General features: G+C 71.8%; 12 protein-coding genes. 7 read left to right on the top strand and 5 right to left on the bottom strand.

The window, feature by feature from the left end; all coding sequences use genetic code 11:
• Positions 1-37: 37 nt before the first annotated feature.
• Positions 38-1312, bottom strand: a complete 1275-nt coding sequence (locus BLV96_RS45325; RefSeq protein WP_086675822.1) for a serine hydrolase domain-containing protein — start codon at positions 1310-1312, stop codon at positions 38-40.
• Positions 1313-2081: 769 nt separating this feature from the next.
• Between BLV96_RS45325 and BLV96_RS45320 the strand changes: the two genes are divergently transcribed.
• On the top strand, positions 2082-2624 hold the full coding sequence (locus BLV96_RS45320) for a cysteine hydrolase family protein (protein ID WP_086675821.1): 543 nt from the start codon (positions 2082-2084) through the stop codon (positions 2622-2624).
• A gap of 3 nt (positions 2625-2627) precedes the next feature.
• Here BLV96_RS45320 and BLV96_RS45315 read toward each other — a convergent pair whose 3' ends face one another.
• Positions 2628-3929: an MFS transporter gene (locus tag BLV96_RS45315; RefSeq protein WP_086675820.1), complete on the bottom strand. Its 1302-nt coding sequence runs from the start codon at positions 3927-3929 to the stop codon at positions 2628-2630.
• A 118-nt stretch (positions 3930-4047) separates the two neighbouring features.
• Here BLV96_RS45315 and BLV96_RS51390 point away from each other — a divergent pair, with 118 nt between their 5' ends.
• Positions 4048-4899 carry a PaaX family transcriptional regulator gene (locus BLV96_RS51390; RefSeq protein WP_086675819.1) on the top strand — a complete coding sequence of 284 codons (852 nt, stop codon included), beginning with the start codon at positions 4048-4050 and terminating at the stop codon, positions 4897-4899.
• A 21-nt stretch (positions 4900-4920) separates the two neighbouring features.
• On the opposite strand, the gene BLV96_RS45305 is transcribed toward BLV96_RS51390, so the two are convergent.
• Entirely contained in the window at positions 4921-5487 is a 567-nt protein-coding gene (locus BLV96_RS45305; RefSeq protein WP_086675818.1) for a TetR/AcrR family transcriptional regulator, read from the bottom strand.
• 112 nt (positions 5488-5599) lie between these two features.
• Between BLV96_RS45305 and BLV96_RS45300 the strand changes: the two genes are divergently transcribed.
• The 5 genes from BLV96_RS45300 (at position 5600) to BLV96_RS45280 (ending at position 12403) form a co-directional block, all read left to right on the top strand.
• Positions 5600-6796, top strand: coding sequence for a cytochrome P450 (locus BLV96_RS45300; protein WP_086675817.1), 1197 nt, complete (start codon positions 5600-5602; stop codon positions 6794-6796).
• 105 nt (positions 6797-6901) lie between these two features.
• Positions 6902-8701, top strand: a complete 1800-nt coding sequence (locus BLV96_RS45295; protein WP_086675816.1) for a ricin-type beta-trefoil lectin domain protein — start codon at positions 6902-6904, stop codon at positions 8699-8701.
• Positions 8698-10089: an SMP-30/gluconolactonase/LRE family protein gene (locus BLV96_RS45290; RefSeq protein ID WP_086675898.1), complete on the top strand. Its 1392-nt coding sequence runs from the start codon at positions 8698-8700 to the stop codon at positions 10087-10089. The genes BLV96_RS45295 and BLV96_RS45290 overlap by 4 nt, the downstream gene beginning before the upstream one ends.
• Before the next feature lie 21 nt (positions 10090-10110).
• A complete protein-coding gene (mug, locus tag BLV96_RS45285) occupies positions 10111-10683 on the top strand; it encodes a G/U mismatch-specific DNA glycosylase (protein WP_086675815.1) in 573 nt (190 codons plus the stop codon).
• Between the two features lie 151 nt (positions 10684-10834).
• Positions 10835-12403, top strand: coding sequence for a long-chain-fatty-acid--CoA ligase (locus BLV96_RS45280; protein WP_086675814.1), 1569 nt, complete (start codon positions 10835-10837; stop codon positions 12401-12403).
• Positions 12404-12407: 4 nt separating this feature from the next.
• Here the strand turns inward: BLV96_RS45280 and BLV96_RS45275 are convergent, their stop codons facing one another.
• Both BLV96_RS45275 and BLV96_RS45270 read right to left on the bottom strand, forming a co-directional pair.
• Positions 12408-13130 (bottom strand): HAD-IA family hydrolase, encoded by a 723-nt coding sequence (locus BLV96_RS45275; RefSeq protein WP_086675813.1) that lies wholly within the window; start codon positions 13128-13130, stop codon positions 12408-12410.
• A gap of 25 nt (positions 13131-13155) precedes the next feature.
• Positions 13156-13791, bottom strand: a complete 636-nt coding sequence (locus BLV96_RS45270) for a GntR family transcriptional regulator (RefSeq protein ID WP_086675812.1) — start codon at positions 13789-13791, stop codon at positions 13156-13158.
• Between the last annotated feature and the right edge of the window lie 26 nt (positions 13792-13817).

The following is a 13817-nucleotide window of genomic DNA, read 5'->3' as shown; positions in this document are numbered from 1 at the left end:
ACCCGCCGCTACCGGCGGGGAGGGATGAGGGCTTGTGTCAGCGGCGGCCGGCCAGGCGGCCGCCGATTTCGACCGCGGCCGAGGCGCCGGGTTCGCCGCGGAACCGGCCGCAGGGGGTGACCCGGCCGGTCGCGGGGTCGCGGACGGTGAACGTCCGGTCGTCGTGGAGCACCAGCTCGGGGAAGACCTCACCGTCGACGACGAGCCGGTCGGCCGTGAGCACGTACTCGATGGATCCGTTGCGGTAGGTGCCGAAGTCGCCCGCCGGTACCGGGACCGCGCGCGTCGCCTCGGTGACCTGGGCCGCGCGGGACGGGACGTCGATGCCGAGGTCGGCGAGCTCGGCGGCGAGCGCGTGCCAGAGGTCCGCGCCGGTGGTGCCGTTGGTGGTCAGGGCGACCACGCAGGCGCCGGCCTGGTCGATCCGCAGGTGGCAGGAGGTGCCGTCGGCCGTGCCGTCGTGACCGAGCCAGCCGGTGCCCTCGTCGCCGAAGTGCGCGATGCCCAGTCCCCAGCCGTCGGCCAGGCCGAACGGCTCGGCGGCCGGGACCCGCCGGTGCATGTCGGCCGCGGTGACGACGTCGAGCAGGCCCGGCTTCCCGAGGTGGACCCGGCCCAGGGAGACGAGGTCGGCGGCGCTCATCGCGAGCGCTCCCGCGGGGTCGAGCATGGGCGGCAGGATCTGCTCGACCGGGTGGTCGCCGCCGTGCCCGGACACGACACCCGGGTCGTCCACGAAGACGGGGTCGATCTTCAGCGGGCGCAGGACGATCGCCTCGGCCGCTTCGCGCCAGCCCATCCCGGTCACCTCCTCGATCACCGAGCCGACCAGCGCGTAGCCGAGGTTCGAGTAGGAGAAAGCCGTCCCGGGTGGACAGACCGGCGCGGCGCCGCGCACTTCTCTCAGCACCGAGCCGCCGAGGTCGGCCGGATCGGACGGGAGACCGCCGGTGTGGCTCAGCAGCCGCCGGGTGGTCAGCCCGGCGGGCAGGCCGGAGACACCCAGGACGTCGCCGACGGGTTCGTCCAGGTCGAGGTCGTCGTCCGCGACGAGCACCATCGCGAGCGTCGCGGTGACCAGCTTGGTGATCGAGCCGACCGGGACCGCGGAGGCGGGGAGCATCAGCCCGCCCCGGCCGCGGTGGCGGACGCCGGTCTGGACCGCGGTGGCTTCGTCGCCCTGCCACACCGCGAGCTGGGCCCCCGGAACGCGGTAGCGGCGGGCGAGCCCCGTGAGGAGCGCGTCCAGCCGGGCCGCCGGCACCGGGCGGGTGCCCGCCGGCCGGTCGAGGACATCGTTTTCGGACCGCATGTGAACAAACCCTTTCGAGCTTCGTGTGGCCGGTGCCGGGAATTGCGCGCACCCCGCACCGAACCGTTCCATCCCCCGTCAACCGGCGGCTACCCCGCATCTTCACGCCTGGCTGGAACACTTACGCTGCCGGGCGTACCGTGATCGTCAGTACCGCCAATAGTGGGATTCGATCGGTCACCGATCCGTATTCGCGGGCACTCCCCGTCGCGACATTACCGGCACTATTCCGGAACATGAACCACCGGCAACGGGACCGGATACCACAAATGGGCAGCACGAAACCGCGTCACGACCGTCGACGCCCCGACCGGCCGGTTCGCCCTTTCGCCCGTCTCCCTCCGCCCGCTCCGGCACCGAGCCGGCTGCCACTTCCGACACCACGGCTTCGTTGCCGCCGATGCAGTCTTCCCAGGGCCAGCCACTCTCAAACGGGTGAATCGGAGGTCGGAACCGGCCAACCGGAGCTCATTCGGAAAAAGATCATCACCACATCCCGAAACAGTGCCCTTAACTGCGAAGATGGCCGCAAGATCAACTTTGAGAACCGGAACCGCTCGCAGATCGCACGTGCATTCTCGTGTGCATCGAACACCGGACGTCATATGTGTCACAGGCTCCCAGAATGCGGGAAACCGTATTTTAACGATCACACGATTGACCTGTAACGAAACGCGAAGCTGCCTTTTCCCGACTTTCGGCCCTTACCGAGCGACGCGCGTTCGAATACCGGCGTGACCTAATTCGCGTGCACTGGCAGGCTGAACGCATGGGCACAGCACTGATCGTCGGAGACCTCCAGCGCGGCATCACCGAGCGGTTCGCGTTCACGCGGCAGGTGGTGGCGCCGGTGACCGGGCTGCTGCCCCGGGCACGCGCGGCCGGGGCGCTGGTCGTGCACGTCCAGACCGCGTTCCGCGTCAACGGCGCGGACCTGCCACCGGGCGACGCCCTGTTCGAGTCCTTCTTCGAGGCGGCGGACGTCTTCCACGAAGGCTCGCCCGGCATCGAGCCCGCCCTGCCGGTGCTCACCGAGGACGTCGTCGTGCGTAAGCGCCGGGCGAGTGCCTTCGCCGGCACCGACCTGGACCTCGTGCTCCGGGCGCGCGGTGTGGACGCGGTCACCATCACCGGGGTGGCCACCAGCGCGATGGTCGCGGCGACGGCGTACGACGCCGCCGACCGCGGCTACCGCGTGTCCCTCCTGGCCGACGGGTGCGCGGACGAAGACCCGGCCGTCCACGAGTTCTTCATGGACCGGGTCTTCCCGAGCCGCGGCTTCGAGGTCGGTTCCTGCGCCGGCCGGTGGTGAACCTCAGCTTTCCGCCTTCACCGCCGGCAGGTCGGCCGGCTCCGCCAGATCGGTCCGGTTGCTCTCCCGCAGCACCAGCACGCAAGCCACCGTGACCAGGCAGCACCCCGCGATCACCGCCGAGATCACGCCCGTCCCCGCGCCGGCGACCGCCGCGAACACCACCGGGCCCAGGCCCGCGCCGAGGCCCGCGATCTGGTAGCCCAGTGACGCCCCCGTGTACCGCGTGCGCGTCGAGAACAGCTCCGTGTACAGCGCCGCCAGCGGTCCGTACATCGCCGGGTGCGCCACCGACTGGCCCAGCACCACCGCCAGCGTCAGCAGCGCCGCGTTGCCGGTGTCGATCAGCGGGAACAGCAGGAACCCCACCACGCCGGTGGCCAGCGCTCCGGCGATCACGACCGGACGGCGTCCCACCCGGTCCGACAGCGCCGAGTAGCCGATGATGGCGGCCACCGCGCCGACCGAGGACACCGTGATCGCGTTCAACACGGTCTGGCGGGAGAACCCCGCGTGCACGGCGTACGAGAGCACGTACGTCGTGAGCGTGCCCTGCGCGACGAACGCGCCGAACCCGACGCCGATCGCCAGCAGCAGGTTCTTCGGGTGGCGGCGCAGGACCTCCAGCAGCGGTGCGCCGGAGCGCTCGCGAACCGCGGCGAACACCGGCGTCTCGTCGACCTTCAGCCGGATGAACAGGCCGATGGCGAGCAGCACCACGCTGAGCAGGAACGGCACGCGCCAGCCCCACGCGAGGAACTGCGCGTCGGTCGTCACCGCGCCCATCAGCGTCAGCAGCAGCGTGGAGACCACCATCCCGCTGGGTGCCCCGGCGTTGGTGAAGCTCGCCCACAGCCCGCGGCGGCTGGTCGCGTGCTCGGCCGACATCAGCACCGCGCCGCCCCACTCGCCGCCGACCGCGATGCCCTGCAGCACCCGCAGCACGATCAGCAGTACCGGCGCCCACACCCCGATCTGCGCGTAGGTCGGCAGGACGCCGATCAGCGTGCTCGCGACGCCCATCATCGACATCGTGATCACGAGCATCCGCTTGCGCCCCAGCCGGTCGCCGAAGTGCCCGAAGACGATCCCGCCGATCGGCCGCGCCAGGTAGCCGGTGGTGAACGTGCCGAGGCTGGCGATCGTGCCGAGCACCGGGTCGAGGTTCGAGAAGAAGACCTTGGTGAACACGACCGCCGAGGCCGTCGCGTAGAGCAGGAAGTCGTAGTACTCGATCACGCTGCCGAAGTAGCTGGAGAGCACCGCGCGGCGCAGCTGCGCCCGCGAGCGGAGGTTTTCTGCCATCGCGTCCTGCCTCGTCGCCGACCGTGCGTGACCCGCGTCACGCCGCGACGAACGTTAAGCAGTTCGGTGACTACCGTCAAGACGTTGCCCAACATCCGACGGGGCTTATGCTCGCGCGGTGAGCGATCTGGCCGTCTCCGCCGCCGAGGGCATCGGCGCCGACACCCCGCGTCCGCAGACGCTGCTGCTCACCTTCTTCGGCGGTCACGTCCTCGACCGCGAGATCCACGTCGCCACGGCGAGCGTGCTCGACGTGCTGGACCGCGTCGGCGTCTCCGAGCACGCGACCCGGTCCACGCTGAGCCGCATGGCGCGGCGCGGCCTGCTCCACCGGGTGCGCCGCGGGCGGCACGTCTACGTCGGTCTCACCGAGCGGTCGCGCGCGATCCTGCACGACGGCGAGCGGCGCATCTGGCGGGCCGGGGCGGTCAACCGGCAGTGGGACGGCACCTGGACGCTGCTCGGGTTTTCGATGCCGGAGTCGTGGCAGCGCCAGCGGCACGCCCTGCGCTCACGGCTGCTGTGGGCCGGCTTCGGCAGTCTCCAGGGCGGGTTGTGGATCGCGCCGGGCGAGGTCGACCCGGTCCCGTTGCTCGACGGCCTCGGCGCCGACGGCCACGTCAAGGTCTTCCAGGCCCGCGCACTCCCGCCCACCGAGGTCGCCGGGATCGTCCGGGAAGCGTGGGACATCGACCGCCTGGCCGGGCACTACCGGGCGTTCCTGGCCCGCTGGCGGGACCCGGCGGCCCAGGCACCGGACGTCCTCGCCCGGGACCTGCTGCTGGAGTCGGACTGGCTGCAGACCATCCGTACCGATCCGCGGCTGCCGCGGGAACACCTGCCGGCGGACTGGCCGGCCGAGCCCGCCCAGGAACTGTTCTACGCCTTGAGCACCGAGCTGAGGCCCGCCGCCCGCACCATCGCGGCCGAGCTGCTCGACTCGATCACCGACGAACAGGCCGACGACTGACCGTCCACACCGGACAACCGGTCAGCTCCGCCAGGTCCCGACGCTGTCGAGGAGCCGCTCGATGAGACGGTCCGGGACCGCCTCGCGCTGCATCGCCGTGCGGTAGACGATCGGCCCGACCAGCATCGACACCAGGTCCGCCGGGTCGGCGTCCGTCTCGAGCTCCCCTCCGGCGACGGCCGACCGGATCGCCGCGTGGACGCGCGTCCGGATCGTCTCGTTCGACTCGTCGCGGCGGCGTGCGAGCTCCGGGTCCCAGAGCGCCGACTGCATCATGGCCAGCGACAGGCCGGCCACCGCGGGCGGCAGCACCTCGTCGGCCAGCTGCCGCAGCTGCCGCCGCAGCCAGGGCCGGACCGGCGTCCCGGGGTCCTTGAACAGCGGCAGGTCGGCGCCCTCCATCACGTCCAGCAGCAGCTGGTCGGACCGCGGCCAGTGCCGGTAGACGGTGGCCCGCCCGACGCCGGCCTCCTGGGAGACGCGCTGGTGGGTGACCGCGCCGGGCCCCTCGCTCGCCAGCAGCCCCCGGGCGGCCACCAGGATCGCCTCCCGGGAACGCGTCGCGCGCGGGTCCGTCGAGTAACTCACCGCTGCATCATACGAGCGGATCTATGAGACAGGTTGACTCATAGATCACCCCGTGGCAGGGTCGGCATCTATGAGACGTGATGTCTCACAACTTCCCTTCGGAGAGCAGACCATGCCGGATTCCCCGCAGTACACCGTCCTGCCGACCGGCCGCCGGGCCGCCGGCTGCCCGCTCGAGCCGGCCGCCGAGCTGACCGAGCTGCGCGAACGCCCCGAACTGCCCCGCATCCCGCGGTACCACCCGTTCTTCGGGCAGCGGGAGGCTCGCGCCGTCACGCGCTACGGCGACGTCCGCGCGGTGTTCGGGCACGACGACATCGGCGCCGACCTGAACGCCGATCCCGACGCGCCGCGCACGCTGTTCAACCAGCCCGGTTTCCTGCTCGGCTACGACGGCCCCGAACACCTGCGGCTGCGGCGGCTGCTGGCGGGCGCCTTCACCGTCCGCCGGCTGCGGGCGATGGAACCGGCGATCGGAAAGATCGTCACCGAGCACCTGGACGCGATGGAGGCGGCCGGTCCGGGCGCGGACCTCGTGCCGGCGTACGCGCTGCCCATCCCGTCGCTGGTGATCTGCGACCTGCTCGGCGTCCCCCACGCCGACCGCGCGGACTTCCAGCACCGCAGCGCGGTCCTGCTCGACGCCACCCGCCCCGAGCAGGAGCAGTTCGCCAACTACGCCGCGATGCACGCGTACATGGCCGAGCTCGTCACCCGGTTGCGCGCCGAGCCGGGCGACGGCCTGCTCGGCGGGGTGATCGCCGGGCACGGCGACGAGATCACCGACGAGGAACTCGTCGGCTTCGGCAACCTGCTCCTCATCGCGGGCCACGAAACGACGTCGAACACGATCGCGCTCGGCACCCTGGCCCTGCTGCGCGACCCGGAGCAGCTGGCCGCCGTCCGCGACGACCCCGAGGTGGCGACGCCGGCGATCGAAGACCTGCTGCGCTACCTGTCCGTCGTCACCTACCTCGACCGCCGTGCCACGACGGACGTGGAAGTCGACGGCCACCGGATCGCCGCGGACGAGTGGCTGTCGCTGTCGGTCCTGGCGGCGAACCACGACCCGGCGCTGGTCGGCGAGCCCGGCCTCGACGTCCGCCGGAAACCGGTACCGCACTTGGCGTTCGGCTTCGGCGCGCACCAGTGCCTCGGGCAGCAGCTGGCCAGGATGGAGCTGAAGATAGCGCTTCCCGCGCTGCTGCGCCGGTTCCCGGACCTGCGGTTGACGGTGCCGTTCGAGCGGCTCGAATTCCGGACGTTCTCCCCGATCCACGGCGTGACGTCGGTGCCGGTGACGTGGTGATGCGTCCCGCTGACCGAAACACGGGGCCTTGACACCCAAAATTAGGATTACTTACGATCACCTTTCCCGACAGCCGCCACTGTCCCCGCACCCGTGAGGAGTGGCATGGCTGCAAGGCTCCGAGGACTCACCCTGGCGACCGCGGTCGCGGCGGCGACGCTCGCCGTCCCGGCCGCGACCGCCGAAGCGGCGACCTCCGCCGCCGTCTGGCTCACCACCCCCGACCGCGCGAACCTGCTGCGGCAACAGGGGAACGTGACCTTCGGCAGCGGCGGCAGCGGCTCGGTGATCACCGTCAACCCGAACGCGACGTACCAGTCGATGGTCGGGTTCGGCGCGTCGTTCACCGACGCCGCCGCGTGGAACATCAGCAACTCCCCGCGCCGCGACGAAATCATGAACGCCCTGTTCAACCCCGGCACCGGGGTGGGGCTGAGCTTCCTGCGCCAGCCGATCGGCGCGACCGACTTTTCGCGCAGCTTCTACACCTACGACGACGGCGCCGCCGACCCCAGCCTGTCGCGGTTCTCCGTCGCCCACGACAACGCCTACATCCTGCCGCTGGTCAAGCAGGCCAAGTCCCTGAACCCGCGACTGTCCATCATGGCCACGCCGTGGAGCGCCCCGGCCTGGATGAAGAACAACAACAACCTCATCGGCGGGAACCTCAACGACAGCCAGGTCGGCACCTACGCCGACTACCTCGTCAAGTTCGCCCAGGCCTACGGCGCCGCCGGCGCGCCGATCGACTACCTGAGCGTGCAGAACGAGCCCAAGTTCTCCCCGCCGGGCTACCCGGGCATGCCGATGTCCTCGGGTCAGCAGGTCAACGTCATCAACACCCTCGCCCCGAAGCTGCGCGCCGCCGGGCAGAACGCCAAGATCCTGGGCTACGACCACAACTGGGACGACACGACCTACGCCCAGCAGGTCAACAGCGGCGCCGGGAACAACGTCGCCGGGTCGGCGTGGCACTGCTACGGCGGCAACCCCAGTGGACAGTCCACAGTGCACAACGCGCAGCCCGGCAAGGACATCTTCTTCACCGAGTGCTCCGGTACCGAGTCCGGCAACACCTTCGCCGATTCCCTGCGCTGGCAGGGGATCAACCTCGCGATCGGCGCCACCCGCAACTGGGCCAAGACCGTCACGACGTGGAACATGGCCCTCGACGGCAACCACGGTCCGGTGATCGGCAGCTGCACCAACTGCACCGGCGTCGTCACCACCAGCGGATCCAACGTCACCTACAACGCCGAGTACTACGTCCTGGGCCACCTCAGCAAGTTCGTGCAGCCGGGCGCGGTGCGGATCGACTCGACCGGCTACGGCGACGGCGGCATCCAGAACGTCGCCTTCCGCAACCCCGACGGCACCATCGTGCTCGTAGCCCTCAACAGCGGTGGCACGCAGAACTTCCAGGTCTCCTACGGCGGCCAGTCGTTCGGCTACTCCCTCCCCGGCGGCGCGATGGCGACGTTCACCTGGCCCGGCACCGGCGGGACCACGCCGCCACCGACCGGCCGCACCGGCGCGGTCTCGGCGCTGGGCAAGTGCCTCGACGTCACCGGCGGCTCGACCGCCAACGGCACCCGGCCGCAGCTGTGGGACTGCACGTCGGGCCCGAACCAGCAGTGGACGCTCGGTACCGACGGCACGGTCCGCGGTCTCGGCAAGTGCCTCGACGTCACCGGGAGCGGCACCGCCGACGGCACGCCGGTCCAGCTGTGGGACTGCTTCGGCGGCGGCAACCAGCGGTGGACGACCGGCGCGAACGGCTCGCTCGTCAACGCCGGCAGCGGCAAGTGCCTGGACGTGACCGGCGGCGGCACGGCCAACGGCACCCAGGTCCAGCTCTGGACGTGCACGGGTGGCCCGAACCAGCGCTGGACGGTGCCCGCGTGAACGTCCACTTCGGACACCGGCTCGCGGTCGCCGCCCTGTGCCTGGCCGGGGTGGTCGCCGCCGCCCCGGCCGCTTCCGGGGTCGCGAGCGCCGGCCGGATCACCGGCTTCGGCGGCAAGTGCCTCGACGTCCCGGGCGGCACCGACGGCACGCGGGTGCGGCTCTGGTCGTGCACCGGCGGCGCCGGCCAGCAGTGGACCGCCGACGGCACGGTCGTGGCCGCGTCGGGCAAGTGCCTCGACGTGGCGGGCGGGTCGACGGGCAACGGCGCGGCGGTGCAGGTCTGGACCTGCAACGGCACCGGCGCCCAGCGTTGGACCGCCCAGGCCGGCAGCCTCGTCAACCCCATGTCCGGGAAGTGCCTCGACGCCACCGGCGTCTCCAGCGCGGACGGCACCCCGCTGCAGCTCTGGACGTGCACGGGCGGCGCGAACCAGGCGTGGACGCTGCCCGGCGGGACCTCGGACGCCGGGTTCTGCCCGCCGGGCCCGTTCGGCTCGCCACTGCCGTCACCCCAGCTGAGCGCCACCAAGATCCGCGAAGGCTTCAACTTCCTCGAAGGGCCGACCTGGGACAAGGCGAGCCAGACGCTCCTGCTGACGAACATGCACGACGGAACGGGCCCGGAGAACGTCCAGCCGTCGGACGTCCTGCGCTACACCCCGGCGACGGGCGCGTTCACCACCGTCATCGCGAACGCGGGCAGCAACGGGCTCGCGCTGGCCCGCGACGGCAAGTCCGTCATCGCCGCGACGCACGACCAGCGCAGCGTCTCCCGCTACGACCTCGCGACCGGGCAGCGCACGACGCTCGCCGCGAACTTCCAGGGCCGCGCGTTCAACTCGCCCAACGACGTCACCGAAGCCGCGGACGGCACGGTGTACTTCACCGACCCGGACTTCCAGCGGGCGGACCGTCCCGACGGGATGGGCGGCCGGACCGGGGTGTTCCGCGTCCGCGACGGCGTCGTCTCGCTGATCGACGACACGATCCGCGAGCCCAACGGCATCGAGCTGGCCCCGGACGGCCGCACCCTGTACGTGGGCGGGAACGCCACCGGCCGGATCTACCACTACCCGGTGAACGCCGACGGCAGCACCGGCGCCCGCGCCGACTTCGCGTCGCTGGGCGGCACGGACGGCGGCACGATCGACTGCGCGGGCAACGTCTACCAGGTGACCTACGGCGACGGCGTCGTCCACGTGTTCGCCCCGTCGGGCCAGGCCCTCGGCACGATCACGGCGGGCCGCACCGCGACCAACGCCGCGTTCGGCGGCCCGGACGGCAAGACGCTGTTCATCACCTCCGGCACGCCGTCGACCGGGGGTGACAACGGGAACTTCGCGCTCTACAGCATCCGGCTGAACGTCCCCGGGTGGCCGTACTGACCGGTGGTGTTCGATGGGGGGATGCGGGAACAGGTGCTGCCGGACGTGGTCGCCGAGGGGCTGCGGGTGGTGTTCGTGGGCATCAACCCGGGCCTCTCGTCGGCGGCGGCCGGGCACAGCTTCCACACGCCGGGCAACCGGTTCTGGCCCGCGCTGCACCGGTCCGGGTTCACGCCCCGGAGGCTGCGCGCGGAGGAGGAACGGCTCCTGCTGGACTGGGGACTGGGGATCACCAGCATCGTGCGCCGCCCGACGGCCCGGGCCGCGCAGCTGTCCCGCTCGGAGCTGGTCGCGGGCGGGCGGGACTTGGCGGAGAGGGTCGCGGCGATCCGGCCGGAGTGGCTGGCGATGCTGGGGGTGACCGGGTACCGGGCGGCGTTCGGGGCTCCGCGCGCCCGGCTCGGTCCCCAGGCCGAGACGATCGGGGGTGCCAGGGTGTGGATCGTGCCCAACCCGAGTGGGCTCAACGCGCACTACCCGCCGGAGGCGCTGGCGGTGGAGTTCGCACGGCTGCGCTTCGCGGCGGGTGTGCCGGACAGGTCCGGCCTGCTCGGCGACGGCCCGTTTCCGGAACCGGCGGCGCCCGCAGGGTGAGCCTCGGCCGGCCGGGTGGTCGCCAGGATGTCGTGAGTGGCAATTCGGGTTCTAACCCGAATTGCCACTCACGACCGGCGCTGTGGACCGCGTGCCCGGCGGCGTGATAGAAGTAGAACGTGTTTCACTTCTGATCGCCGGAGGTGCCCGGATGAGCGTTCCGACCGTGACCGAGCTCCTGCTGGCCCGCGCCGGTGACGAACGCCCTGGCCTGAGGTTCGAGGACGAGACCATCTCCTGGGCCGAACACGTCCGAGCCTCGGCGCGGCTCGCCGCCGGCCTCCGGAACACGGTGGACCCGGGCAAGCCGCCGCACGTCGGCGTCCTCGCCGACAACGTCCCCGCCTTCTCCGTCCTGCTCGGCGCCTGCGCCTTCGCCGGGGCCGTGCTGGTCGGGCTCAACCCCACCCGGCGCGGGGCCGCCCTCGCGCGGGACGTCCGGCTCGCCGACTGTCAGGTCGTGCTCACCGAGCCGAAGTACCGGCCCCTGCTGGCGGACCTGGACCTCGGCGGCGTCCCCGTGCGGGACCTGGGATCGTGGCCGCCGGCGGCCGACCCGATCGACCCCGTTCCCGCGGCGCCCGATGACCTGCTCATGCTGATCTTCACCTCCGGCACCAGCGGCGACCCGAAGGCCGTCCGCTGCACGCACGGCAAGATCGCCTTCCCCGGCGCGATGCTGGCCGAGCGTTTCCGTCTGTCCACATCGGACACCGTGTACGTCTCGATGCCGATGTTCCACTCCAACGCCATCATGGCCGGCTGGGCGGTCGGGCTCGCGGCGGGCGCGGGCATCGCCCTGCGCCGGCGGTTCTCCGCGTCCGGCTTCCTGCCCGACGTGCGGAAGTTCGGCGTCACCTACGCCAACTACGTCGGCAAGCCACTGTCCTATGTGGTCGCCACGCCGGCGAAGCCGGACGACACGGAGAACCCGCTGCGCCTGGTCTACGGGAACGAAGGGGCGAGCGCCGACCTCGCCGCGTTCGAGAAGCGCTTCGGCTGCAAGGTCGTCGACGCGTTCGGCTCCACCGAGGGCGGCATCGGATTCGCCCGCACGGACGACACCCCGGCGGGCTCGCTCGGCCGGCCGACGCCCGACGTCGCCATCCTGCACCCGCACACCGGCCGGCCGTGCCCACCGGCCGAGTTCGACGCCGACGGCCGGCTGGTCAACGCCGAGGACGCCGTCGGCGAGCTGGTCAACACCGCGGGCGCCGGCTGGTTCGCCGGGTACTACCGGGACCCCGACGCCGACGCGGAACGCCTGCGCGACGGCCGGTTCCACACCGGCGACCTGGCTTACGCGGACGCGGCCGGGTTCTGCTACTTCGCCGGCCGGCTGGGCGACTGGCTCCGCGTCGACGGCGAGAACCTCGGCACGGCGCCGATCGAGCGGATCCTCCTGCGGCACCCCGCGATCACCGACACCGCCGTCTACGCCGTGCCCGACCCGGTGACCGGAGACCGGGTGATGGCCGCCGTCGTCACCGGCGGCGCTCCCCTGGACCCCGCCGAGTTCGGCCGGTTCCTCGCCGCCCAGTCCGACCTCGGACCCAAGCAGGTGCCCCAGTACGTGCGCACGGTCCGGGAACTGCCGCGGACGTCGACGTTCAAGGTCGTCAAGCGGCAGCTTTCCGCGGAGGGCTTGGACTGCCCCGACGTCGTGTGGGAGCGCACGGGACCGGGCATCGCCTACACCGCTCTGTCCACTGTGGTCTGATGTCTCAGCCGAAGGCTTGGTCGACGGCGTCCGCAAAAGCACCCATCGACGGGAACTCCAAGCTGTACGACCAATCGCCGCTCGGCTCGGGCGTGGCTCCCCAGCCCGGCCGGTCGTGGCGGCGGTTGATCCACACCGACGGCAGCCCTTCGCGCTTCGCCGGCACGTGGTCGTGGAACAGGCTTTGCGCCACGTGCAGCAGTTCCGTGCGGGCGACCCCCAAGGACGGCAACGTCTCGTCCAGCGCGCGGAAGTGGTTCCCGGCGGGCTTGTAGGCGCCGACGTCCTCGGCCGTGATGATCGCCGCGAAGGTGCCCCGCAGCCGCTCGTTGCTGCCCGCGAACCCGTCGCGGTGCACATTGGACAGGATGATCAGCCGGTAGTGCTCGGCGAGCCGCGCCAAGGCGTCGGCCGAGTCCGGGAACGCGGGCCAGTCCGGCACGGACGCGCCCAGGCGGCGGGCCCAGTCGTCGCCCACGTCGGCCCCGAGGCCGGCACCCGTGCGGCGGAACGCTTCCGCCAGGACGTCCGAATAGAGCGTGGCCGGCGCTTCCCGTTCGACGGCGGCCTCGTGGTCCGCGTAGGCGACCAGCAGTTCCTCGTCGGAGAGACCGAGGCCCCGCTCGGCGGCCCACGGCGCCAGGACGGCGGCGATGCCGGCCTCCCAGTCGATCAGAGTGCCGTAGCAGTCGAAGCTGAGCGCCTTGAAGCTCGTCAGGTCCGTCATGTGTATGACAGTATAACAATGGCCGTCAGCCGACCAGCCCGTCCAGCGCGTGCCGCAGGTGCTCACGCATCGCCGTGACCGCGCGTTCTTCGTCGCCGGAGCGCACCGCGTCCAGCAGCGTCCGGTGCTCCGCCGCGAGGTCGCCCGCCCGCGGGTAGGAGTCGCTGAGCTGGGCCAGGCAGAGCTGCATCTCCTCCTGCATCGCCGGGTAGAGCCGGTCGAGCCGCGGGCTGCCCGCGCAGCCGATCAGCGCGACGTGGAACCGCGTGTGCGCGTCGACCCGGTCACCCCAGCTCGCGCTCGCCGCGAGGGCTTCCATCGCGGCGAGCCCGGCTTCGGCGGCGACGACCGGACGCCGCTCGGTGACGATCCGCCGGACCGCCTCGAGCTCGAGCGGCGTGCGGACGAAGAACAGGTCCCGGACGTCGTCCGCGGTGAACACCGGAACCCGCAGCGAGCGCCCGGCCGACCGCTCGGCGAGGTTGCGGGCGAGCAGTTCCTGCAGGGCCGAGCGGACGGTCGGCCGGGCGACGCCGAACATGGCCGCCAAGCCGACCTCCGTGAGCGGCTCCCCCGGCTTGAGGTCGCCGCCGAGGATGTGCCGGCGGATCTCCGCGACGAGGGCGTCGCGCGTGCTGACGCCGCGCAGAGGCACGGTCACGCGGTCCCCTTTCCCCTGGCCGGGCC

Source organism: Amycolatopsis pretoriensis, assembly GCF_900107925.1.
GTDB lineage: Bacteria > Actinomycetota > Actinomycetes > Mycobacteriales > Pseudonocardiaceae > Amycolatopsis > Amycolatopsis pretoriensis.
Note: the sequence above shows the minus strand (reverse complement) of the source record. Positions and strands in the feature narration are given on the sequence as shown.